Origin of the sequence: Faecalibacillus intestinalis, from assembly GCF_015097455.1 — a bacterium.
Classification (GTDB): Bacteria; Bacillota_I; Bacilli_A; order Erysipelotrichales; family Coprobacillaceae; genus Faecalibacillus; species Faecalibacillus intestinalis.
Genome location: NZ_AP024085.1, coordinates 1,793,592 through 1,816,131, shown reverse-complemented (window position 1 = coordinate 1,816,131; position 22,540 = coordinate 1,793,592). Strand labels below are relative to the sequence as shown.

25 protein-coding genes are annotated in these 22,540 nt (G+C 26.8%); 21 read left to right on the top strand and 4 right to left on the bottom strand.

All coding sequences use genetic code 11. From position 1 onward, the window contains the following. Nucleotides 1–13: 13 nt before the first annotated feature. Entirely contained in the window at nt 14–994 is a 981-nt protein-coding gene (locus Fi14EGH31_RS09835) for a LacI family DNA-binding transcriptional regulator (RefSeq protein WP_200764759.1), read from the bottom strand. A gap of 128 nt (nt 995–1,122) precedes the next feature. Between Fi14EGH31_RS09835 and Fi14EGH31_RS09830 the strand changes: the two genes are divergently transcribed. The 3 genes from Fi14EGH31_RS09830 to yqeK are packed head-to-tail and all read left to right on the top strand — an operon-like array spanning nt 1,123 to nt 5,154. After that, complete coding sequence (locus Fi14EGH31_RS09830) at nt 1,123–3,990, top strand: insulinase family protein (RefSeq protein ID WP_200764758.1); 2,868 nt, start codon at nt 1,123–1,125, stop codon at nt 3,988–3,990. Between the two features lie 14 nt (nt 3,991–4,004). After that, nucleotides 4,005–4,748, top strand: a complete 744-nt coding sequence (locus Fi14EGH31_RS09825; protein WP_117825158.1) for an alpha/beta hydrolase — start codon at nt 4,005–4,007, stop codon at nt 4,746–4,748. A gap of 1 nt (nt 4,749) precedes the next feature. Further along, nucleotides 4,750–5,154, top strand: a complete 405-nt coding sequence (gene yqeK, locus Fi14EGH31_RS09820; protein WP_234697776.1) for a bis(5'-nucleosyl)-tetraphosphatase (symmetrical) YqeK — start codon at nt 4,750–4,752, stop codon at nt 5,152–5,154. A 204-nt stretch (nt 5,155–5,358) separates the two neighbouring features. Here yqeK and Fi14EGH31_RS09815 read toward each other — a convergent pair whose 3' ends face one another. Next, nucleotides 5,359–5,790 (bottom strand): NUDIX hydrolase, encoded by a 432-nt coding sequence (locus tag Fi14EGH31_RS09815; protein WP_117825156.1) that lies wholly within the window; start codon nt 5,788–5,790, stop codon nt 5,359–5,361. A 107-nt stretch (nt 5,791–5,897) separates the two neighbouring features. On the opposite strand from Fi14EGH31_RS09815, the gene Fi14EGH31_RS09810 reads away from it, so the two are divergent. From Fi14EGH31_RS09810 to Fi14EGH31_RS09780, 8 genes are all read left to right on the top strand, one after another. After that, entirely contained in the window at nt 5,898–6,518 is a 621-nt protein-coding gene (locus Fi14EGH31_RS09810) for an NUDIX hydrolase N-terminal domain-containing protein (protein ID WP_200764757.1), read from the top strand. A gap of 12 nt (nt 6,519–6,530) precedes the next feature. Beyond that, entirely contained in the window at nt 6,531–6,833 is a 303-nt protein-coding gene (locus tag Fi14EGH31_RS09805) for a hypothetical protein (RefSeq protein WP_106986921.1), read from the top strand. A gap of 20 nt (nt 6,834–6,853) precedes the next feature. Then, nucleotides 6,854–7,453 carry a metalloprotease family protein gene (locus Fi14EGH31_RS09800; RefSeq protein ID WP_158546464.1) on the top strand — a complete coding sequence of 200 codons (600 nt, stop codon included), beginning with the start codon at nt 6,854–6,856 and terminating at the stop codon, nt 7,451–7,453. Continuing rightward, a complete protein-coding gene (locus tag Fi14EGH31_RS09795) occupies nt 7,450–7,851 on the top strand; it encodes a PH domain-containing protein (RefSeq protein ID WP_117480266.1) in 402 nt (133 codons plus the stop codon). Before Fi14EGH31_RS09800 ends, Fi14EGH31_RS09795 begins: the two co-directional genes overlap by 4 nt. A 21-nt stretch (nt 7,852–7,872) precedes the next feature. Continuing rightward, the gene (locus tag Fi14EGH31_RS15385; protein ID WP_234697775.1) at nt 7,873–8,214 is read left to right on the top strand and encodes a M24 family metallopeptidase; all 342 of its coding nucleotides are present in this window, start codon (nt 7,873–7,875) and stop codon (nt 8,212–8,214) included. Nucleotides 8,215–8,250: 36 nt separating this feature from the next. Then, entirely contained in the window at nt 8,251–8,403 is a 153-nt protein-coding gene (locus tag Fi14EGH31_RS15380; protein WP_234697774.1) for a hypothetical protein, read from the top strand. Between the two features lie 378 nt (nt 8,404–8,781). Next, nucleotides 8,782–10,908, top strand: a complete 2,127-nt coding sequence (locus tag Fi14EGH31_RS09785) for an ABC transporter ATP-binding protein/permease (RefSeq protein WP_117825152.1) — start codon at nt 8,782–8,784, stop codon at nt 10,906–10,908. A 94-nt stretch (nt 10,909–11,002) separates the two neighbouring features. Further along, the gene (locus Fi14EGH31_RS09780) at nt 11,003–12,232 is read left to right on the top strand and encodes an acyltransferase family protein (protein WP_117825150.1); all 1,230 of its coding nucleotides are present in this window, start codon (nt 11,003–11,005) and stop codon (nt 12,230–12,232) included. 14 nt (nt 12,233–12,246) lie between these two features. Here the strand turns inward: Fi14EGH31_RS09780 and Fi14EGH31_RS09775 are convergent, their stop codons facing one another. Both Fi14EGH31_RS09775 and Fi14EGH31_RS09770 read right to left on the bottom strand, forming a co-directional pair. Further along, nucleotides 12,247–13,236, bottom strand: a complete 990-nt coding sequence (locus tag Fi14EGH31_RS09775; RefSeq protein WP_200764756.1) for a hypothetical protein — start codon at nt 13,234–13,236, stop codon at nt 12,247–12,249. A 164-nt stretch (nt 13,237–13,400) separates the two neighbouring features. Next, nucleotides 13,401–14,102: a LytR/AlgR family response regulator transcription factor gene (locus tag Fi14EGH31_RS09770; protein ID WP_200764755.1), complete on the bottom strand. Its 702-nt coding sequence runs from the start codon at nt 14,100–14,102 to the stop codon at nt 13,401–13,403. 138 nt (nt 14,103–14,240) lie between these two features. Between Fi14EGH31_RS09770 and Fi14EGH31_RS09765 the strand changes: the two genes are divergently transcribed. The 10 genes from Fi14EGH31_RS09765 to Fi14EGH31_RS09720 all read left to right on the top strand — a co-directional run bounded on the left by Fi14EGH31_RS09765 (nt 14,241) and on the right by Fi14EGH31_RS09720 (nt 22,474). Then, nucleotides 14,241–14,798, top strand: a complete 558-nt coding sequence (locus Fi14EGH31_RS09765; RefSeq protein ID WP_139939661.1) for a Sir2 family NAD-dependent protein deacetylase — start codon at nt 14,241–14,243, stop codon at nt 14,796–14,798. Nucleotides 14,799–14,838: 40 nt separating this feature from the next. Then, on the top strand, nt 14,839–15,132 hold the full coding sequence (locus tag Fi14EGH31_RS09760; RefSeq protein WP_200764754.1) for a DUF3784 domain-containing protein: 294 nt from the start codon (nt 14,839–14,841) through the stop codon (nt 15,130–15,132). 51 nt (nt 15,133–15,183) lie between these two features. Next, nucleotides 15,184–15,639 (top strand): hypothetical protein, encoded by a 456-nt coding sequence (locus tag Fi14EGH31_RS09755; RefSeq protein WP_107028958.1) that lies wholly within the window; start codon nt 15,184–15,186, stop codon nt 15,637–15,639. 16 nt (nt 15,640–15,655) lie between these two features. Further along, on the top strand, nt 15,656–16,555 hold the full coding sequence (locus tag Fi14EGH31_RS09750) for a hypothetical protein (RefSeq protein WP_199589563.1): 900 nt from the start codon (nt 15,656–15,658) through the stop codon (nt 16,553–16,555). Between the two features lie 64 nt (nt 16,556–16,619). Continuing rightward, nucleotides 16,620–16,892 carry a GNAT family N-acetyltransferase gene (locus Fi14EGH31_RS09745; RefSeq protein WP_200764753.1) on the top strand — a complete coding sequence of 91 codons (273 nt, stop codon included), beginning with the start codon at nt 16,620–16,622 and terminating at the stop codon, nt 16,890–16,892. 126 nt (nt 16,893–17,018) lie between these two features. Then, on the top strand, nt 17,019–17,198 hold the full coding sequence (rpsU, locus tag Fi14EGH31_RS09740; RefSeq protein WP_022002829.1) for a 30S ribosomal protein S21: 180 nt from the start codon (nt 17,019–17,021) through the stop codon (nt 17,196–17,198). A gap of 120 nt (nt 17,199–17,318) precedes the next feature. After that, nucleotides 17,319–18,581 carry a dihydroorotase gene (locus Fi14EGH31_RS09735; RefSeq protein ID WP_032090439.1) on the top strand — a complete coding sequence of 421 codons (1,263 nt, stop codon included), beginning with the start codon at nt 17,319–17,321 and terminating at the stop codon, nt 18,579–18,581. A gap of 9 nt (nt 18,582–18,590) precedes the next feature. Next, a complete protein-coding gene (locus Fi14EGH31_RS09730) occupies nt 18,591–19,343 on the top strand; it encodes a dihydroorotate dehydrogenase electron transfer subunit (protein WP_032090438.1) in 753 nt (250 codons plus the stop codon). Next, nucleotides 19,336–20,250 (top strand): dihydroorotate dehydrogenase, encoded by a 915-nt coding sequence (locus tag Fi14EGH31_RS09725; protein ID WP_107028960.1) that lies wholly within the window; start codon nt 19,336–19,338, stop codon nt 20,248–20,250. Before Fi14EGH31_RS09730 ends, Fi14EGH31_RS09725 begins: the two co-directional genes overlap by 8 nt. Nucleotides 20,251–20,323: 73 nt before the next feature. Then, entirely contained in the window at nt 20,324–22,474 is a 2,151-nt protein-coding gene (locus Fi14EGH31_RS09720) for an ATP-dependent helicase (protein WP_118346584.1), read from the top strand. Nucleotides 22,475–22,540 lie beyond the last annotated feature (66 nt).

The window sequence follows — 22,540 nt, the reverse complement described above, 5'->3', positions numbered from 1 at the left end:
AATCTAGAGATTTTTAAATACACGAATTTCTTTCGATTAAAAAACAAGGTAAAAGAATTTTGATTGGTGAAATATTTTCATTATGTTTAAAAGCATCAAAAAGTTGTCTAGCAGCCATAAAGCCCATATCAAATGTTGGCGCAAAGACTGTTGTAAGCGGTGGATCGGTATAATTGGTTGTTTCAATATTATCAAAACCAATGATTGATATATCTTCAGGTATTTTGATGTCATATTGTTTTAAAGCACGCATGGCGCCAATAGCGATAGGATCGCTTGCTGCAAAAATAGCGGAAGGAAGTTTCTTGTTTTTAATAAGTTCATAAGTCATATTAAAACCAGATTCAATTGAAAACGCTTCTTCGCTTATGAAATAATCAATGTTGTATTCTTTACAATAGTGTTCAAAATATTCTTTTCTTTGATCATGATAGAGCTTATCATGAATTATTTCTTTACCACCTAAATAGGCAATTGAAGTATGTTTTTGACTTAAATAAGAAACCACATCTTTAACTGCATTTTTAAAATCAAGTAAAATGCAACATTCATGAATAGGATCAATATTCATATCTAAAAAAATAACATTTGAACATATCTTTTTATATGTTTCAATATCTTCTTGACTATATTTTCCAATACAAACTAAACCTTGAATATCTTCTAATTGATTTAAATAATCAATATCTGTCTTAAAAACACGTTTGATAGCAATCTTGTTTTTAAAACAATATTCTTCTACTCCTTGACGAATACTTAAATAATAAGGGTCATTGGATTCTTCAATAGGAGATATCCATTGAATGATTCCTAATGTCATCACTGTATCATAGACTTTTTTATTTTTCTTTTTATAACCAAGCTGATTAGCTGCATCAAGAACACGTTGTCTTGTTTCTTTAGGAACAGACAAAGTAGGATCATTATTTAAAATACGTGAAACACTGGCGCTTGATACTTTCGCTAATTCAGCAATATCTTTTATTGTTGCCATAAAAACCTCCAATCTATAGTTATTTTATCATTTAGTAAATTTGAAATCAATGTTTACTAAAATATTGTCTTCGTTTACAAAATGTCTATTCAAAGGTAAAATAAGATGTAAAGAAATGAGGTAGTACAATGAAAATAAATGAATCAAAATATGGCTTTGTCGTTAAAAAAAGGGCAGAAGTCAGTGAACTTAATGCAACAATGTATGAAATGGAACATATAAAAACCCATTTAAAACTTGCTTGGTTAAAACGTGATGAAGAAAATAAAACATTTGGTATTGCGTTTAAAACCTTACCAAGTGATGATAGTGGGGTTTTTCATATTTTAGAACATACGGTCTTATGTGGTTCTAAAAAATACCCTGTTAAAGAACCTTTTGTAGAATTAATGAAAAGTTCAATGAGCACTTTTTTAAATGCCTTGACCTTTGAAGATAAAACCTTTTATCCTATTTCATCTAGAAATAATCAAGATTTTATGAATCTAACAAAAGTTTATTTAGATGCAGTTTTTAATCCTTTGATTTTAAATAAAAAAGAAATCTTTTTACAAGAAGGCTGGCATATTGAAGCTACAGAAAAACCAACTTATAAAGGGGTTGTTTTAAATGAAATGAAAGGGGCTTTTTCAAGTCCTCGTGAAATTATGATGAATGCGTTGAATCGAGCTTTATTTAAAGACAACTGTTATCAATATGTTTCAGGAGGTGATCCTGAAGCTATTCCCGATTTAACCTATGAACAATTTATCCAAACTTATCAAAAATATTATCATCCTTCGAATGCCTTTGTCTTTTTAGATGGAGATGTCCCACTTGATGACGTTTTAGAACTTTTAAATCAAGAATATCTTTCATCAATGGAAGCTAATTTACCAATAGAAGGACCAATTTATCAACAACCTGTTCAAGTTTCTAGACAAGTGGTAGATTATGAAATAGGGGAAGAAGAAAACGCTGAAAATAAATATCGCATGGCATGGGGAAATGTGATTGGAAGTTATCAAGACTATGAAAAAGTTATTGCGATGCAAGTATTAAGTGATGTTTTATGTGGTGATAACCAGGCAGTTTTAAATAAAGTGCTTTTAGAAAAAGGACTTGCTGAAAATGTTTATCTAGCAATTAATGATGGTGAATTACAAAATTGGTGTCAATTAGAAGTTGAGCATATAAAAGAAGAAAACTTAGATCAAGTTAAAGAAATTGTTTTTGATACGCTTCAAACATTGATTAAGAAAGGTATTGATCGTCAACAACTTGATGCAACACTTGCTTATTTAGAATTAAATTTAAAAGAAAGAAATTTTGGTGGTTATCCTCAAGGAATTATTTTCGGATTTCAAGTGTTAGAAAGCTGGCTTTATGGAGGAAAACCAGAAGCCCATTTAGAATATGGAAAGATCTTTGATGATTTGAAAAAGAAAGTAAATGAAGGGTATTTTGAAAATCTTATCAAAGAAGTTCTTTTAGAAAATAATCATAGTTGTGAAATTGTTTTAAAACCTTCGAAAGAGTTAGGAAAGATTCGTCGTGAAAAAGAAGAAAAGACATTAACAAATGTTTTAAATTCTATGACAGATGTTCAAAAACAACAATTACAAATAGAACAAAAACAATTAGATGCTTTCCAACAAGCACCAGACACTTTAGAAAACTTAAATACTTTACCAAAATTAAATCTTGAAGATATTGAAGCAAAAGTACAAAAGATTCCTTCAAAGTTGATAGATTTAGAAGGATGCAAAGTTTTAAAACATCCAACAGAAACCAATGGTATTTATTATTATGCTCTTTATTTTAATATAGATCATTTAGATTTAAATCAAATCAGTACCTTATCTTTTATTTGTTCCTTATTAGGAAATGTCTCTACAATAAAACATAGTGCTAAAGATCTTTCTACAAAGATTCGTCTTCTTTGTGGAACAATGAATTATTCTATTAATACATATGAAAAAACTAATAAAGAAAATCAAGTTTACTTCAAAGCAACATTTTCTACTTTAGAAGAAAATGAACAAGAAGCTTTACAACTTCTTGTTGAAATCTTACAAGAATCTGTTTTTGATCAAGAAAAAATGATTCGTGATATTTTAAAACAACGTATTATTTCATTAAAACAAGCGATTACTATGTCGGGACATAGTTTATCTATGAAAAGAGTTTTAGCGATGGTAAGTTCTTCGGGTGTTATTGATGAATATAGTAGTGGAATTGCTTATTATAAATGGTTAAAAGAATTAGATGATCATTTTGATTTTGTTGCTTTAAAACAAAAATTAGAAAGTGTTTATCAAAATGTTTGTTTCTATAATCGTTTAACTTTATCTTTTACTGGAAATGATGATACAAACTTAGAAAAACAAGTTCTTTATTTAAAAGAAACATTAAAAGTCTCTGATGCTTTAGAAAAAGCAATCATCAAACCTTTTTCTATTAAAAAAGAAGGAATTATTATTCCTTCAGATATTGCTTATGCCTCTAAAGGAGGTTATCTATTAGAGACTTCTAAAATAACACCACTTGCTTCAAACATTATTTCTTTAGCGTATTTATGGAATGTAGTAAGAGTACAAGGTGGGGCTTATGGGACAGGTTTAGTATCGCGTGCTTCAGGATTTACATGTTGTTATTCTTATCGTGATCCAAATGGAAAAGAATCTTTAAAGAAATATGAAAAATGTGGAACATTTTTAAAAGATTATTTAAAGGAAAATCATGATTTAACAGGATTTATTATTGGCGCGCTATCAGGATTAATGCCACTTATGATGCCTTATAATATTGGTAAGTATGGTGATTTGTATTATTTTAATCAAAAGGATGAAAAAGCAAGACAAGAACAATTAGAAGCTATTTTAAATGTAGATAAGGATGAATTGTTAGAAATTGCGAAAGAAATCGATGAAACTTTAGAAAAAGGTGGAATATGTATTATTGGTGGTAAAAATCAAATAGATCAATGTGATCTTGATGAAGTTATTTCATTATAAAAGAGGTATTTTCAATGTTAGAGAAATATGATGTTTATTTAAGACCATTTAACTGTCAAAGAACATTGCATATTTATTTACCTAATGATTATTATCAAAGTGATGAAAGATATCCAGTTGTTTATATGTTTGATGGACATAATTTGTTTTTGAATAGTGACGCTACTTATGGTAAATCATGGGGTTTAGCTGATTTTTTAGATCATTATGATAAGAAATTGATTATTGTAGGGATTGAATGTAATCATGAAGGAAATGAAAGATTAAGTGAGTATTGTCCTTATAACTTAAATAGTCGTTATTTTGGACGTGTTCAAGGAAAAGGTATTCAAACATTAGATTGGCTTGTTTATGAATTAAAGCCAATGATTGATCAAAAATATAGAACATATCCTTTTAGAGAATGTACAGCCATTGCAGGAAGTTCTATGGGTGGATTAATGGCATTTTATGGAGTTATCAAATACAACCAATATATTTCTAAAGCCGCTTGTTTGTCACCAGCCTTTGGCTTATGTAAAAAACGTTTAGAAAGAGATCTTCCTCAAAATTTAAATCCTGATACACGTATTTATATGTCTTTAGGAACGGAAGAATTTAAAAGACCACAACGCTTTATTAAAAACATTCAAGAATTTAATGATTATATTGTATCTCAAGGTGCAACAAGCTATATCAATATTATTCCTGGAGGTCATCATAATGAAGCTGAGTGGGAAAAACAAAATGAGTTGTATATGAATGTGATGTGGAAATAAAATGAATATTGAATTATACGATAAAATCAAAAATCTTTATTTAAAATATCATAAAGAAAAAACATGGAATCATGTAGAAAATGTAGCCAAAGAAGCAAAAAAGCTTGCAATTCAATATCATCTAGATATTGAAAAATGTATGATAGCTGCTTTGTTGCATGATATCAGTGCAATCCTTTCACCAGATGATATGTATAAATACGCTAAAGAATTAGGGTATCAAATAGATCCAAGTGAAGAAAAATATCATTTCTTATTGCATCAAAGAATTTCTAAAGAAATTGCATATGGCTATTTTCATATTGAAGATGAAGATATTTTATCAGCAATTGAATGTCATACAACTTTGAAAAAAGAAATGAATGATTATGATAAAATTATTTTCTTGGCGGATAAACTCGCTTAGGATCAAGGGGGAATACCTCCTTATTATCATCAATTAAAAAATGCAATCAATATTTCTTTAGATAAAGGATATTATTGGTTTATAAGTTATCAATTTGAAACATATCAACTTCTTATGCCTCATACTTGGTTATTAGAAGCTTATGAAAAATTAAAACAAATCAATGAAGAATAATAAAAAAGTCTCTAATAGAGTTATTTTCTATTAGAGATTTTTATTAGATAAGATATCAATTAAAAATGGGACAACTTTTTCATCAAACATTTCATCTAGAGAAGAAATAAGACGGTATTCACTATGTTCTTCAGGATCTAATTGAATTACATAATCATTTGTATTTTTTAAAGTACAAATATAAACAAGACGGGTAAACATCGTATTTTTACCTTTGTCAAAATTACTATCTTCATGAATGATTTGTTTTACTTCAACATCTAAATTAACTTCTTCTTTAGCTTCTCTAATTAAAGCTTCTACAGGTGTTTCAAAGTCTTCTACGGAGCCTCCAGGAATATCCCAATATTCAGGATATACATTTGGTTTACCTCTTTTGATAATACTTCTTTTAATGACAAGGTATTTATCATTGATTTTCATTAAACCATGGACAATAAGTTTGTTTCGAAATTCTTTCATATGATTTTCCTCCTTATGGGTAAGTTTTATTATAAATCTGTTTTCAATAAAAATGCAATGAGAAAAATATGATATAATAAAATCAATAAAGATTAGAGGAAATGTGTATGGATAAAAATAAAAAATCGATTGATTATATTATTGAATTACAAAGTTTAGCACAAGCCGGACTTACTTATGGAAAAGATGTTTATGATCAAGAACGCTATGAACGTATTCGCCAACTTTCCGCTATGATGGCAGATATTTCAAATAAACCAGTAGAACAAGTAGAAGGGCTTTTTTGTAATGAAGTAGGGTATCAAACACCCAAAATTGATACACGTGCTGCTATTTTTAAAGAAGATAAAATCTTACTTGTACAAGAGAAAAATGGAACATGGTCATTACCTGGTGGTTGGTGTGATGTCAATGTCTCAGTTATGGAAAATACGATAAAGGAAGTAAAAGAAGAAGCCGAACTTGATGTTGTTGTTAAAAATGTCATTGCAATTCAAGATAGAGAAAAACATAATCAACCAATCTATGCTTATAAAGTATGTAAAATATTTATGCTTTGTGAAGTAGAAGGTGGTGTTTTTAAAGAAAATAGTGAAACAATAGGTTTTGATTATTTTACAAAAGACAAACTTTCATTACTTGCTACAAAAAAGAATAATGAAGAACAAATTCAAATGTGTTTTGATGCTTATAAGGCAGGAGAAAAATGGAAAACATATTTTGATTAAGGAGGCATATTTATGGGATTTTTTACGAAGAAAAAACAAACACTATCATTTCCTTTTGATGATCAACAAAATACAGCATGCATTGTATGTTGTCATATTTTAGAAGGACATCCTATTTTATATGTAAGTCATGATGAAGATGACGGTATGTGGCAATTTTTATGTGGAAGCAATCATAATATAGAAGATGCAAGTATTGTTTCTTTATTTGAAGTTTATAACATTGATTATTCTATTTGCTTATTAAAAGACATGCCACGAGGTTATTATGCAATAAGAGAAAATGTAGAAAGTGATTGGATTGTTAAGAAATAATAATGCTGGAGGTGTTATCTATGACAATAAAGTTTAGAGGTTATTTAAAAAATAATAATCAGTTAAAAAGCGTTGATGAATCACGATTGGAGAAAATGGCTATTGGATGGATTGACTATCTATTTGTTTTTTTGATTATTTTATATCCTTTAACAAAAAGCTTAAAATTATTAATTTCTAAATATAATGGAAAAATTTTAAATGTATTTTTAATAGATATATTGGGTTTTATTATTGTAATTTTATTAATGATTGTCCATGAATACTTTCATGCAATAACTTTTTCTAAAAAAGAAGATATTTATATTTGGTTTCAGGGGTTTGGAATGATAACACATTGCACAGAAATAAAGAATGTAAAAGAGTATCTTTATACTTTATTGTTACCTAATTTACTTATTACATTGCCATTATCGATTTTTGTAATATTTGTAAAACTATCAAATCCATTGATTTTAAAAATGATAGGATTAGTTTCAAGTATTATAATTTTAGGAGCAATTAATGATCTTGCTACTATAGTTTATATAATTAGAAATAGGAAGCAGATAGAGTATTTACAATTAAGTGGTAAATACATGTATTATAAGAAAGCATATAGAGGAAAGGTAGAAAAATGAAAAAAAGATATTATTTTATTATTATTTTAGTTATTTTGATTCCTATTTTGATCGTTACGTCTTTAATAAAAGATTCTAATCAAAAACCAGCTATTAAAATTAAAGATAATGAAATCATTACATCTGTACCTAATTGTAGTGAACCAACAATTAAAATAGATAAAATACGAAATATTAAATTATTGGATAATGTTGAAATTGGAAATAAACAAGTAGGTTATAAAGAAGATAAGTGCTATGCAGGTTATTTTGATACACAATTTGGAACATGTTTTATTTATATAAATCCAAATATTCATTCATATATTTATTTTGAAACTAAAGATGACAATTGTTTGATTAATTATGAAAATGAAGAAAAAACGAAGGAATTGTATGAAACTATAAAAAATATTTAACACGAAGGGAATTTGAGATATATGAAAAATAAAGATGTACAAGAAATAGCAAAAATGACAATACAATATGCAAAAGAAATTATTAAACCTGGTATGTCCCTTATTGATTTGAGAAATGATTTAGAGAAGAAAATGCTTGAGTTGGGCGCAGATTCTTTTTTGTATTGGGATGTAGGAGCATTTATTTTTTTAGGAGATGAAACAAATGTTTCAATATCAGGTAAACATTATGTAACTGCAAATAAAACTATACAAAATAATGATATTATTACGATTGATTTATCACCTCAAAATAATAATGTTTGGGGAGACTATGCAAGAACAATTATTATTGAAAATGGGATAGTTGTTGATTGTGTATGAAATATTGAAAATGAAGAATGGAAAAAAGGATTACAAATGGAAGATAGACTTCATCAAGAATTATTGAAATATGTTACTGTTGAAACAACCTTTGAAGATCTTTATTTTCATATGAATCACTTGATAAAGGAATATGGGTTTATAAATTTAGATTTTTTAGGAAATTTAGGACATTCTATTGTAAATTGAAGTGAAGATAGAGTTTATATTGAAAAGGGAAATAAAACAAAATTAATAGATGTAAATTATTTTACGTTTGAACCACATATAAGTGTTTTAAATTCTAAATATGGTTATAAAAAAGAAAATATTTATTATTTTGTTGAAGAAAAATTAATTGAATTGTAAATTTACGTTTACTAAAAAGGATAGATATTATTTATATTTTTCCTTGTGGGACTAATAAGAATTCATGATTATTTAAAATCAAAAAATATACTTTTTTTTATGAAGTCATTCAATGAAGTAACCTCTTGATCATTAAATCATACCTGTTGAACAAGTTGAATTTACTCTAAAAAACCTCTTTTATATAATGAAATTACATTATTAAAGGAGGTTTTATTTATGTTGAACTTGAATAATATTACAAAAAGATATGGTGAAAAAGTTATCTTTGAAAATATGAATATTCAATTTAATAATACTAATGAAATTAATGGAATTATAGGAAAAAGTGGAAGTGGTAAATCTACATTGTTTAATATTCTTTTTGGTTTAGATACAGATTATGAAGGAACATATAAAATTGAAAATAAAGATGTTAAATCTTTTAATAATAATCAATGGGATAAAATAAGAAAAGAGGATATTCATATTGTTTTTCAAGATTTTAAATTAATTGATAATTTTACAGTATTAGAAAATTTATTACTTACTCTTAATTGTAAAGAGGATGTAGCAAGAAGTGCATTAAAAAAACTAGATATTTTAAAATTAGAAAATACAAAAGTAAAAAATATAAGTGGTGGTGAAAAACAACGACTTGCACTTGCAAGAGCAATTATAGGCAATCCTAAAGTATTATTATTAGATGAACCAACTGGAAATTTGGATGATGTACATGCAAATATGATTATGGAGTGTATACAGTCATTAAAAAATGAACGTATGATGATTTTTATTGTAACGCATGATCATCGTATTATTGATTATTGTGATAATATTTATATTTTAGAAAATCATAATATTCATTTGAAAAAGAAAATAACTCAATCTAATGATAGTTTATTAGAAGATAAAATGGATATTTATTCTAAAAAGAAAAGCAATTGGCGATATGTATTTAAATCTATTCAAAGAAACATAAAGGATCTAGTTGTTAATTATATTCCAGTTTCTATTATTTTTATGTTATTTATTACCATTTTTTTATTTCTTTACAGTATTTCTATTAATGATCTTTATGAATTTTATTCAGGGATTGATAATAAAACAATTTATGTATCAACAACGCATTACACAAAAAAATACTTAAATGAATGTTCAAAAAATAATTATGTTATTATTTCAAATGATGGTAAAAGAATTAGTTTTTCAAACAAAGATTTAGAAGATGTAAAAAATATTTCAGGAGTTAAAGAGGCTAAATTATATAACGGTAATGTCGAAACAAGTAACGATAGTAAAGGAAACGGACTTAATCTTATTTTAGATAAGAATTCATTTTCAAATAAAATTAAAAAAACCAAAAGCTATATGCATTTTCCAGATAAAATTCAAATGGAATTTAAAACATTGACGGTTCCTTATCCTTATATCAAACATTATAATCCAAAGCGTGTAGAACTTCTTTATGGGAATTATCCAATAAAAAATGAAATTCTAGTTCCTGATTTTCTTGCTTATAATTATCTGAAAAATGAAAAGATAAATACACTTGTTGGTCAATTAATTGAATTACCAATTATTAACGAAAAAAGAAATCAAGAAAATCAAAAGTACAAAGTGTCAGGTATTTATAAAACGAATTATGAAAATAATCTTGGATTAACAGAATATATTTATACAAGTTATCAAAATTATGATTTCCTAGAACTTTTTCAAACACAAGAAAGCTACAATAACCAAGTAAATGATTTTAACCAAGAAAATAGAACACATGATATTAATAAAACAGTTTTTAAAGATTATAATTCTTATTTAGAAGCAGTAGGAACAGGACTTGATGACATGGTGATTGTTTGTAAAGAAACAAAGGATATAAAGAATGTAACAAAGCAATTAAATAAATTGTTTCCGCATCTTCGTTTAATGTCACAATATGAATTCAAAAACGGTGAGTTTAGAGATTCATATATCCAAACTGTCTTAATTAATGTTGGAATTATGATTCTAGTTGTAGGTATATTAGGTATTATTATTTTGTTTTTAAATAAGGGATATATTAGAAAGCGTAATAAAGAACTTGCTATTTTATATGCTTTAGGTAGAAGCAAAAAAGATGTGATAGTTATTATTCTATTAGAACATTTATTGATTTCAACAATTTCTTTTATTATTGGATATCTTTGTTTATGGATGATAAGAATGGCTTATTTGAAATATATTTCAACATTCAATTTTTTATCATTGATGTTTAATGGAAATGTTATTTTCTATATTTATTTATATGTTATTTTAATGACTTTTATCTCTGTTATTTTTTCTATTCATGGTATTAATAGAAAAAAACTCAATGAGTATTTAAAATAGTCTACAAACATCTAGAGTTATAAAACAACGCTAGATGCTTTTGTATTGTACACATAAAAGATCCCTTATATAATGAGGGTTAAGAGGATAAATTATGAAATTGAAAAACAAATTATTTATTATATTCATTATGACTCTATTGATTTTCTTTTTAAGAATCATTAATGTATTACAGTATGAAAATGAACTAGCCAATCCATTTGTAATGGCAAGCACGATTGCTTTTTTTAGTTTTATTACTATTTCCATTCAAGAAAACATAGATCATAATTATCAACAACAAAAAGTCTATTATCAAAATTTGAATATTTTAAAATACATATTATCTATTTTGGTCATTATTTTACATTTAAGACCATTTCTTCATTATTCCAATGAATTAGACTTGACTTTTAATAATATTGTATCAAGGATCTGTGTTCCTATGTTTTTTATTATCACAGGTTATTTTGTGGCAAAAAAGGAAAAAGAGAAAAGTCATTATATTGATACTTACATCAAACGTACAATACCGCTTTATTTAACATGGAGCTTGATCTATTTACCTGTTATTTTAATGACAGCTATTCAATATTTACCAACAATTAATGAATATCTAGTAAAAATAAATGTTCCTATACTATTACTTATTTTGTTAGTGATTGTATTATTGCCGATTCTATTGATTATTACGTTATGTTATAGTGGTATATATTATCATTTATGGTATTTTCCAGCCGTGATGTTATCTTTATTTGTACTAAAAAAATGGAAAGAAAAATATAAATTAAATTATTTATTCATCATTTCTTTCTTTTTATTGTTGTTTGGAGCGACGGAGACGTATTATGGTGTGTTGCCACTATCGATTAAAGAACTCGTTACATATTATTATAATATCTTTTTTACAACACGTAACTTTTTATTTTTTGGATTGTTTTATGTTGTACTAGGATACAAAATGGGTTCAAAAGAGAAAACGTATACAAAGAATTGTTTTGTTAAATTAGTTATATCTTGTTTTTTCTTGGCCTTTGAAGCTATTATCTTACATGATTTTCATAGATTAGATAGTAATATATTGCTTTCGTGTATACCAGTTACTTATTATTTGTTTATTTCTACAATTTATATAACAAATCATATAAATTTAAAAATAAAATGGAATCAGTATTCTAAATATTATTATTTGTTTCATCCTATGATTATTTTTATTGTTTCATTGATTTTTAAGGGAGTTAACCAATTTCCAATACTAAATATAGGTATTGTTTTAATGCTGACACATATTTTATCATTAGTAATGATAAAATATAATCAGAAAAAGTATGTAAGTAAAAAGTAGTCAAATTTGATTGACTACTTTTTCAATGCAAGAAAGATACTAGTATATTTTGAATTTATACTTTTTATTTTTAATGAAAAGGAAGTTCTTTTTAAAATATGATTTAAAACATTTTGAATGCTTTCTTCATCAAGTTTTGAACAAGGAAATACAACCTTCAATAAAGAATATTCTTGATTTTGTTTAGCGTTAACAAGAATGTATTTATTTTGTGTTTGGTTGTTTATACAATTTTTAATTGATAAATCTAATAAGTATTCAAAGAGTTCAAATTGTACTTGTAAGTCTAATATATCAAAATTTGTTTCAACATTTGTTTTAATATCTATATTATTTTCGATAAGTGTATGAAGATGATTGTTGATGACATAATTTAAAACGATAGAATTACTATAAATAGCATTGAATTCTTTGAAAGTTTTATGAGTTAGATGCTCTAAAGTTTCTTTTGCTTCTAAATAGTTGTCATTGTTAAGTTGAGTATTAAGTGCATTACAGGTATGAAGCAAGTCATGTAAAAAATTAAAATTATATTTATAATGTTGTTCTAGTAATTGGTAATTTGAATTCATTATTTTTTCTTTTTGTAATGCATAGAGATAGTTAATAAGAAGTAAAGACATTACAAAAAATAATAAGTTTAATAATGTTAAGGAAATAAAATAAATGATTTCATCAAATGTTATAGAGCCTATAAATTTATAATTAATATCAGTAGATAAATAAATCGTAATTAAAGGAAAAATAAAAATGAAATAGGTATATTTTGACAAATAGATTTGTTTTATGTGTTTTATAATAAAAATATAAGAATGAATGAACAAAGCAATAAATAAAACAAATAAGATAATTTCAATAATATCAAGTGTTGTAACTGTTGAATGATACAAAGTAAAACAATAGGTTATAAGAATTTCTAATAATATTTGAATGATATAATAGGGAATAATTATAATTAATTTTTGAATACATTGGCCTTTATATAAAATAAAAATAGAGAGCACATATAGTATCAAAATAAAAAAATAATTAAGATTATAAGTAATAAAAATTAGTAAAATGACTACTAAGATTGAAAATGTCAAAGTTTTATTTTTGCTATACCTCGCATTAAAAAAAGAATTTGTTAAAGTTATTAGTATTAAAAAAGAAAGAATATTAAAAATTATCATAATGTATCTTGTAAAAAATCTAGATATTTTGTTTCAAATTCTTTTTTATAATGTCTCGATAGTGGAACTATATCATCATTGATCATTTTTAAATCGTTTTTGTATAACGCTACAACATATTCTAAATTAACTAAAAATGCCTTATAGGAATAAGCAAAAGCAAGAGAATTAAGTTTTTCATACCAATATTTTAATGTACAATTAGTATCTATTTTTTTACCATTTATTTGATGAATTACTGATTTTCTATTAATGAATTCAATATAAATAATATCTTTAACATAGATTTTGTAATTACATATATTTTTATCAAAAAAGTAAATATTATCTTTATTGTATTTGTTTATGACAAAATCTATTTCAATATTAAATTCTTGTTGATTGATAGGTTTGATAAAATATCGATCAGCATTAATTTTATAACCATCAATAGCGTATTTAGCGTAGTTTGTTGTAATCATGATGAGACAATCATGATTGCTTTTCTTTAATTCCATTCCTAAATCAATACCATTATCTTCATCTAATTCTATATCTAAAAAGAGTAGATTATATTGTTGAATTGTTTTTAATAACTCTTCTTTGTTATTACATCTATGAATATGATAATCAATATTCTCTTTTGTAAAATAGTTTTTTATACAAGAAGTTAGATGATTGAAATCATCATCATTATTTTCAAAAATAAGAATATTCATAAAGAAAACCTCCTTTTAATTATTTTAACAAATAAAAAAATGAATAGATAGATGTAGAAAAGTATAACTTTAAATATTTTCAAACATTACAACTATAAATATATGATATAATTTTGTTAAGTTAGGGAGATGATTCAAATGAAAATAATTGCATTTACAGGAGCTGGAATATCAAAACAAAGTAATATACCAACATTTATGGAAAGACCAGATGTAAGAGAGAAACTATTTAGAAGTTATGCCAACAGTCATCATGAAGAATATAATGAGGTAATCAAACAACTTAAAGCTAATATGAATGGAGCCAAACCAAATGATGGACATTATGCATTAGCTCAATATCATATACCAATTATTACCATGAATATTGATGGACTGCATAAATTAGCTGGAAGTGATGCTTTAGAATTACATGGTGGTTTACCAGAAGATGATGAAATGGATATTGCGTATTCTTTATATAATAAACCGGTACTTTATGGTGATCCAGCACCAAATTATCAAAAGGCTTATGAAATGGTTTATAAATTACAACCAGGAGATATCTTTTTGGTAGTAGGATGTTCATTTCATACAGGAATATCTGTTGATTTAAGAGAAGTTGCGAAAGCTAGAGGGGCAAGAATTATCGAAATACAAGAAGATGCTGCTCATAATGTAAGAAAAGTATTAGAAGAATTATTAAATAATAATTAACTTTTAATGTAGAATAAAAGGAATGGAGGAAATTATTGATATGCAAATACCGTTATTATTATGTGCGATTTTATTAATAGTTATTTCTATTCCTCTATATTTTGGAAAAGGTTCAAATATGATTGCTGGATATAATGATTTGAGCCAAGTTGATAAAGAAAAAATAAATAAGTTGAGATTATGCAGGGTGTTGGCAATGACACTTGATATAACTGCTATCATTTTAATGTTAGGAGCTTATTCTATTATTAGTATGAATGATACAATAATTTTAGGTGTTATCACACTAATTGTAGGAACTATTTTGAGTAATGTTGTTTCCAAAAACAAGTGAATTAATTGCTATAAAAAATATTAGAAGAATTAATGAAAGGAAGATTAACTAATGAACTCAATTTTAATTAAACCACATCATTTTATTGATATTATTAAATTATACGGATCTGGGATAGATAGATTTGTTCCTGATGAAAAAATGGGACATGATTTTTATAAGGTTGCTAATGAAATTATTGATAATCCATCTGTTGATTTAAAATTAACAATTGATGGAGATGACATTTGTAAACCTTGTAAAAAATATCATGAACAATGTATAGATCCATTAACACATATACAAGGATATACAAGTAAAGATGTTTATAATAAAACTTTAGATAAAAGAATTATAAAATTATATAACTTAAATGATGAATATTATACGGCAAAACAATTATGCTCTATAATTCAAAATAATAAAGAATATATCTTTGAAGTCTGGGATGAAGAAGATAATGAGGTAACACAAAAAAGATATGAATTATTTTTGCAAGGGGCTCATAAATTTTTAGATAACATTTAAAGAAGAGGTGATAGAATTGTCAAAAAAGGAAAAAGCGTATTTTCATTTACCAGGATTATTTGAATTTTATGAATTATATAAAGTCTTTTTACCATTATTCTATCATCATCGTGAATATTTTTATGATTGGTGTGAAATAGGTTCTATTTATGGAAGTCCTGAAGATTGTTTATGGGGTGGAGGACGTCTTGGTGAAGGAAATCAAAATCCTTATGAAGTTCTTTCACTTATGAATCAATATCATATTTCTTCGCGACTTACTTTCAGTAATTCATTACTTCAAGAAAAACATCTTCAAGATAAAAGATGTAATGATCTTTGTGCTTTATTTGAAAAAAGTGAGGTTCAAAGTGGGATTATCATTCATTCTGATTTGTTACTAGAATATTTAAAAAAACAATTTCCACGTTTTTATTTTGTTTCTTCAACAACGAAAGTTCTTACAAAATTTGAACAATTAGTAGATGAATTAAAGAGAGATGACTTTTTATATGTTGTTCCTGATTTTCGTTTAAATAAAGCTCAACAATTAGAAAGTCTTTTACAAAAAGATAAGGATAAAGTTGAATTTTTATGTAATGAGTGTTGTTTTATAGGCTGCCTTGAACGAAAGAAATGTTATGAAACGGTTAGCCGTCAAAATCTAGGAGAAGATTGTTTAGATCATGTATGCAAAGCTATGAATTCTCATGAAGGGTATCGTTTTTCTAAAGCTATGCAAAATTCGAGTTTTATCAGTGTTGAAGATATTCAAAATAATTATCTACCAAAAGGCTTTTCTCAATTTAAAATAGAAGGTAGAAGTTTAGGGAGTGCTTTAGTGCTAGAATTTTTACTTTATTATATGGTAAAACCTGAATATCAAATACATGTAAGAGAAGCTATTTATTTAGATAATATGTTAGATTTGTTTTAAAAAATAAGAAGGATAAAACATGTAAAGTGTATAAATTATTAAAGAAATAAAAAGGAGAACATATATGAAAATAGAATATAAAGAAGGTCTTATTGTTTTAAAAGATCAGGATGAAGAAGTCGGTTATATTAAATATGTTAGAAAAGAAGAAAATGTGATTGATGTTATTTCAACAGTTGTTCATGAAAAATATCAAGGTCAAGGAATGGCAGGAAAGCTTTTTGATGCTTTGATGGGCTATGTAAAAGACAATTCTTTGAAAATAATTCCATCTTGTAGTTATATTAAAAAGAAGTTGATAAAACTACCGAATTCTAGTGATTTTTTGCATAAATAGGGCAAAAAAGGATATTATACGCAAAAAATTAATATTTATGCTTAAAAATAACAATATTTTCTTGCAATTAGGAAAGATTCTCTATATAATACTTTTGTAAATTAAGAGTCAAAGGGGGGAATCATCATGGCAAAAACTGTAGTAAGAGAAAACGAATCTTTAGATGACGCTTTACGTCGTTTTAAAAGACAAGTATCTAGAACAGGTACCCTTGCTGAAGCTCGTAAAAGAGAATTCTATGTTAAACCAGGATTAAAAAGAAAATTAAAATCTGAAGCAGCAAGAAAAAATAATAAAAAAAGATAATAAAAATACAGCCTTCTTGGCTGTTTTTTTATGCCGTTTTTTCATTGAAAAAATAAGTATCATTTAGTATACTTTATATGATAAAAATAAAGATGTTTTTAATCGAAAAAGGGAGAAACTATGAAAACTGTATTAAAAAATGGAAATGTTTTTTACCAAAATAAAATTCAAAAATTAGATGTAGAAATTGATGGTGAAACAATTAGTCAAATAGGTCATGATTTAGATGGTGAAAATATAATTGATTGTACAGATCTTTTAGTAACACCAGGTTTTGTTGATCTTCATGTTCATTTACGTGAACCAGGATTTGAACATAAAGGAACTATTAAAACAGAAACTTTATCTGCTAAATATGGAGGATATACGCATATTGTAGCGATGGCTAATACAAATCCATGTATGGATGATAAAGAAACTATTGAAGATTTTATTCAAAGAGTTCAAAAAGATAGCTCTATTCATACATATACTTATAGTGCTATTACGAAAGATTTAAAAGGACAAGAGCTTGTTGATTTTAAAGAAAATAATGCTTTTGATATTGTACAGGGATTTTCTGATGATGGAAAAGGTGTTCAAAGTAAAGAAATGATGGCAAAAGCCATGAAAGAAGCAAAAGCAATCAATAGTATTATTGTTGCTCATTGTGAAGATGAAGGAGAACTTGAAAAAGGAGCATGTATTAACTTAGGACGTGTTTCTAAAGAAAATGGTCTTGTAGGAATCAATAATGCTTCAGAATATAATCATGCTTTACGTGATTTACAATTATCTAAAGAAATTGGTAATCGTTATCATATTTGTCATATTTCTACTAAAGAAACTGTGGCAGGATTAAGAGAATATCGAAAACAAGGACTTCCTGTTTCAGGAGAAGCTTGTCCACATCATTTGATTTTAACAGATGAAAATATTAAAAACTTAAATCCAAATTATAAAATGAATCCACCACTTCGAAGTAAAGAAGATTTAGATGCTTTAATTGAAGGACTTAAAGATGGAACAGTGACATGTATCTCAACAGATCATGCACCTCATAGTGATGAAGAAAAATTAAAACCAATTGATCAAGCACCATTTGGTATTATAGGCAATCAACATGCTTTTAGTCTTGTTTATACATATTTAGTTAAGAAGAATTTGTTAGATTTAGAAACTGTTTTAAAATGTATGACAGTCAATCCAAGTCAAGTAATTGGATTGGATCATGATATGGCTGTTGGTAAAAAAGCTAATATTGCTATCATTGATTTAAATGAAGAATATACGATTACGAGAGATAATATTTATTCAAAAGCAAAAAACACACCATTTTTAGATACAAAATGTTTTGGTTTAGTGAAGTATCATATTTTAGATGGAAAAATAGAAAAATTATAGGAGGAATTTATGAACTATCAAGGGTTAATGGAAATTACAAAAATTGAAAACATTGCAGATGATGTTTATGAAATGACTTTAAAGGGAGAAGGGGCTAAATATATTAGTCAACCTGGTCAATTTATAAACATTAAGATCAATGAAAGTTTACAACCTTATCTTAGAAGACCAATGTCTATTTCTGATTATGATGAAAATACAATTGTGATTGTTTTTAAAGTTGTTGGTCAAGGAACAGAAATTTTAAAGAATAAACAAATTGGAGATCAATTGGATTGTTTAATTGGTTTAGGGAATGGTTTTACTGTTCAAGAAGGAAAAGCTTTACTTATTGGTGGAGGACTTGGAACACCACCTCTTTATAACTTAGGTAAAAAATTAAAAGAAAAAGGTGTAGAAGTGACAACTGTTTTAGGATTTTCTTCTAAAAAAGATGTTTTCTATATTGATAAATTCCAAGAATTTGGAGATGTATTAATTGCGACAATGGATGGTTCTTTAGGTGTTAAAGGAACAGTTATTGATGTTATAAAAAAAGCTAATTTAACATTTGATCATTATTATACATGTGGACCTGAACCAATGTTAGATGCGCTTGCTTTAAATTATCCAGAAAACGGACAACTTTCTTTTGAAGCAAGAATGGGATGTGGTTTTGGAGCTTGTATGGGATGTTCATGTAAAGTGAAAACAAAACCTTATAAACGTATTTGTGTAGAAGGACCAATTTTATTAAGTGAGGAGGTTATTGTAAATGGTTAATTTAAAAGTTAAACTTCCAGGTTTGGAAATGAAAAATCCAGTGATTCCAGCATCAGGAACTTTTGGATTTGGATATGAATTTACAAGATTCTATGATATTAATGTTTTAGGAAGTATCATGATTAAAGGAACAACGCTTGAACCACGTTATGGAAATCCTTTACCACGTATTGCGGAAGGGCCAAGTGGAATGCTTAATGCAATTGGACTCCAAAATCCCGGTGTTGATGCCGTCATGTCACATGAACTAGAAGAACTACGTAAGTGTTATAATGATAAAGTCATTGCGAATATCGGTGGAAGCTGTGTTGATGATTATGTTGAAACTGCAAAACGTATTTCAACACATGATATGGTAGGAGCGTTAGAACTTAATATTTCTTGTCCAAATGTTCATAGTGGAGGTATTCAATTTGGAACAAATCCACAAATGGCTGCGGATGTTACACGTAAAGTAAAAGCCGTTTCTCAAAAACCGGTTTATGTTAAACTTTCTCCTAATGTAACAGATATCGTTGAAATGGCAAAGGCTGTAGAAGAAGCTGGAGCTGATGGAATTACAATGATCAATACTTTAGTAGGTATGCGTTTTAATATCAAAACTGGAAAACCGATTATCGCTAATGGAACAGGTGGTTATTCAGGACCAGCTATTTTCCCAGTAGCTTTACGTATGGTTCATCAAGTAAGTAAAGCTGTTAAGATTCCAGTAATTGGTATGGGTGGTATTTCAAGTGCCCATGATGTTATTGAAATGATGGTTGCAGGCGCAAGCGCTGTGGCGATTGGTTGTCAAAACCTTGTTGATCCATATGCTTGTTATAAAATTATTCAAGATTTACCAAAGGAACTTGAAAAGCTTGGTGTTGAAGATATTAATGATATTGTTGGATTATCACATCAATAAAAAGAGAAATGAAAGATTTCTCTTTTTCTATCATTATCCATGTAATATAATAAGATAAATAGGGGTGAAATAAATGGATTTAGATACATTGTTAAATAAAAATCAAAAAGAAGCAGCAACGTATTTAGATAGTCACTTAAGAATTATTGCGGGGGCAGGTTCTGGAAAAACAAGAGTTGTGACTTATCGTATTGCACATTTAATACAGGATGTAGGAATTGATCCTCGTTCTATTTTGGCAATTACTTTTACCAATAAAGCTGCTAACGAGATGAAAGAAAGAGTGAATGAAGTTGTAGGTATTCATGGAAGTGGAACACTTATTTGTACGATTCATTCTTTATGTGTGAGATTTTTAAGACAACATATTAATATTTTAAATTATCCAAGTAATTTTACAATTATGGATGAAGAAGATCAAAAAGCACTTATTAAAAAGCTTTATACACAATTAGAAATAGATGCAAAAGTTATTTCTATTAAAAGTATGATCAATACAATTTCTTCATATAAAACAGCAAGAGTTTCTCCACAAAGAGCTATTGAATTAGCTGGACAATTTTCAGGAGAACTCAAAAAAGCAAAAGTCTATGAAGCCTATGAAAACTATAAAGAAGATCATTTCTTATTAGATTTTGATGATTTATTATTAAAAGCAGTTTATATTTTGGATAATTATCCAGATATATTAGAAAAATGGCAGAGAAAATTCCAATATATTCATGTAGATGAATTCCAAGATGTAGGTGAAATTGAATATCATTTAGTTCAATTATTATCAAAATATGCCATTGTTTGTGTCGTTGGAGATCCTGATCAAACAATTTATAGCTTTAGAGGGGCTGATGTTCACTTTATTTTAGATTTTGATAAAGATTTCAAACCTAATAAAACAATTATTCTTGATCAAAACTATCGTTCAACTGGAAATATATTAAAAGTATCAAATAATTTAATTCGTAAAAATAGTCAACGTTTAGAAAAGAATCTTTTTACTAAACAAACAGGTGGGGAAGATGTAATTCACCATGTCGCTAAAAGTGAAGAGGAAGAAGCTAATTGGATTGCTAATAAAATCGAAGATATTGTAAATAATCAAGATGGGGTTAATTATCGTGATATTGCAATTTTATATCGTGCAAACTATTTATCACGTACGATTGAACAAGTATTGATTCGTAAAGGAATTGATTATCGTATTTTTGGGGGGTTAAAATTCTTTAATCGTAAAGAAGTTAAAGATGCTTTAAGCTATTTAAGACTTGTTTGTAATCAAGAAGATTTAGCGTTTGAAAGAATTATTAATACACCAGCTAGAGGTATTGGTAAAAAAACATTAGAAAATATTCAATTAGTAGCACTTAATCATCAAATTTCACTTTATGATGCTTTAACGCTTCATAGTGATGAAATTAGACTATCTAATAAATCTAAAAAAGAAGTGCGAATTTTAGTTGAAGCAATTGAAAAAGCAAGACGTTCAACTTTACCATTACATGAAATGTTTGAACAATTAATGATTGATGTAGGCTACATCGATATGTTAAAAAATGATTTAGAAGATAATCGTATTGATAATATTCATGAATTACAACGTTCAATTTATGATTTTCAAGTTTCTCATGAAGATGCACCAACATTAGAAAATTATTTACAAGATATTTCTTTATATGCAGATAATGATTCTATTGATCAAGGGCAATATGTTTCTTTAATGTCTATTCATATGGCTAAAGGTCTAGAATTTGATTATGTCTTTGTTTTAGGCTTATCTGAAGGAATTTTCCCAAGCTTTAGAAGTTTAGCTGAAGATGGAGATGATGGTCTTGAAGAAGAAAGAAGACTCGCATATGTAGCCTTTACAAGAGCGAGAAAACAGCTTTTCTTAACAGATAGTGAAGGATTTAGTTTTGTAACAGATTCACCTAAAATTTCTAGTCGTTTCATTGATGAAGTAGGAAATGAAGGAATTATTCATAGCGGAAGTAAGCCTCGTTTTAAAACAACAGATTATGTACCTAAACAAACAGTGTCTAAAGCAGAATTAATTGGAGATAATAAAGTTGATGATTGGAAAGTAGGAGACCTTGTAAATCATGATATTTTTGGTAAGGGTGTTGTTGTTAAGGTCAATAAGAATATTTTAGATATTGCTTTTGAGCTTCCAGCAGGACTGAAGTCTTTAATGGCCAATCATAAAGCATTAAAAAAACTTACAAATTAGAGAATTCTTAGAATTCTCTTTTTAGTATTATTTTGTTATAATGAAAAAGATTTGAAAAAGGAGTAA

Bases quoted from the DNA above. Each gene is read 5' to 3' on its own strand.
- Fi14EGH31_RS09835 (WP_200764759.1), bottom strand. From the start codon at position 994: ATGGCAACAATAAAAGATATTGCTGAATTAGCGAAAGTATCAAGCGCC.
- Fi14EGH31_RS09830 (WP_200764758.1), top strand. From the start codon at position 1,123: ATGAAAATAAATGAATCAAAATATGGCTTTGTCGTTAAAAAAAGGGCA.
- Fi14EGH31_RS09825 (WP_117825158.1), top strand. From the start codon at position 4,005: ATGTTAGAGAAATATGATGTTTATTTAAGACCATTTAACTGTCAAAGA.
- yqeK (WP_234697776.1), top strand. From the start codon at position 4,750: ATGAATATTGAATTATACGATAAAATCAAAAATCTTTATTTAAAATAT.
- Fi14EGH31_RS09815 (WP_117825156.1), bottom strand. From the start codon at position 5,790: ATGAAAGAATTTCGAAACAAACTTATTGTCCATGGTTTAATGAAAATC.
- Fi14EGH31_RS09810 (WP_200764757.1), top strand. From the start codon at position 5,898: ATGGATAAAAATAAAAAATCGATTGATTATATTATTGAATTACAAAGT.
- Fi14EGH31_RS09805 (WP_106986921.1), top strand. From the start codon at position 6,531: ATGGGATTTTTTACGAAGAAAAAACAAACACTATCATTTCCTTTTGAT.
- Fi14EGH31_RS09800 (WP_158546464.1), top strand. From the start codon at position 6,854: ATGACAATAAAGTTTAGAGGTTATTTAAAAAATAATAATCAGTTAAAA.
- Fi14EGH31_RS09795 (WP_117480266.1), top strand. From the start codon at position 7,450: ATGAAAAAAAGATATTATTTTATTATTATTTTAGTTATTTTGATTCCT.
- Fi14EGH31_RS15385 (WP_234697775.1), top strand. From the start codon at position 7,873: ATGAAAAATAAAGATGTACAAGAAATAGCAAAAATGACAATACAATAT.
- Fi14EGH31_RS15380 (WP_234697774.1), top strand. From the start codon at position 8,251: ATGGAAGATAGACTTCATCAAGAATTATTGAAATATGTTACTGTTGAA.
- Fi14EGH31_RS09785 (WP_117825152.1), top strand. From the start codon at position 8,782: ATGTTGAACTTGAATAATATTACAAAAAGATATGGTGAAAAAGTTATC.
- Fi14EGH31_RS09780 (WP_117825150.1), top strand. From the start codon at position 11,003: ATGAAATTGAAAAACAAATTATTTATTATATTCATTATGACTCTATTG.
- Fi14EGH31_RS09770 (WP_200764755.1), bottom strand. From the start codon at position 14,102: ATGAATATTCTTATTTTTGAAAATAATGATGATGATTTCAATCATCTA.
- Fi14EGH31_RS09765 (WP_139939661.1), top strand. From the start codon at position 14,241: ATGAAAATAATTGCATTTACAGGAGCTGGAATATCAAAACAAAGTAAT.
- Fi14EGH31_RS09760 (WP_200764754.1), top strand. From the start codon at position 14,839: ATGCAAATACCGTTATTATTATGTGCGATTTTATTAATAGTTATTTCT.
- Fi14EGH31_RS09755 (WP_107028958.1), top strand. From the start codon at position 15,184: ATGAACTCAATTTTAATTAAACCACATCATTTTATTGATATTATTAAA.
- Fi14EGH31_RS09745 (WP_200764753.1), top strand. From the start codon at position 16,620: ATGAAAATAGAATATAAAGAAGGTCTTATTGTTTTAAAAGATCAGGAT.
- rpsU (WP_022002829.1), top strand. From the start codon at position 17,019: ATGGCAAAAACTGTAGTAAGAGAAAACGAATCTTTAGATGACGCTTTA.
- Fi14EGH31_RS09735 (WP_032090439.1), top strand. From the start codon at position 17,319: ATGAAAACTGTATTAAAAAATGGAAATGTTTTTTACCAAAATAAAATT.
- Fi14EGH31_RS09730 (WP_032090438.1), top strand. From the start codon at position 18,591: ATGAACTATCAAGGGTTAATGGAAATTACAAAAATTGAAAACATTGCA.
- Fi14EGH31_RS09725 (WP_107028960.1), top strand. From the start codon at position 19,336: ATGGTTAATTTAAAAGTTAAACTTCCAGGTTTGGAAATGAAAAATCCA.
- Fi14EGH31_RS09720 (WP_118346584.1), top strand. From the start codon at position 20,324: ATGGATTTAGATACATTGTTAAATAAAAATCAAAAAGAAGCAGCAACG.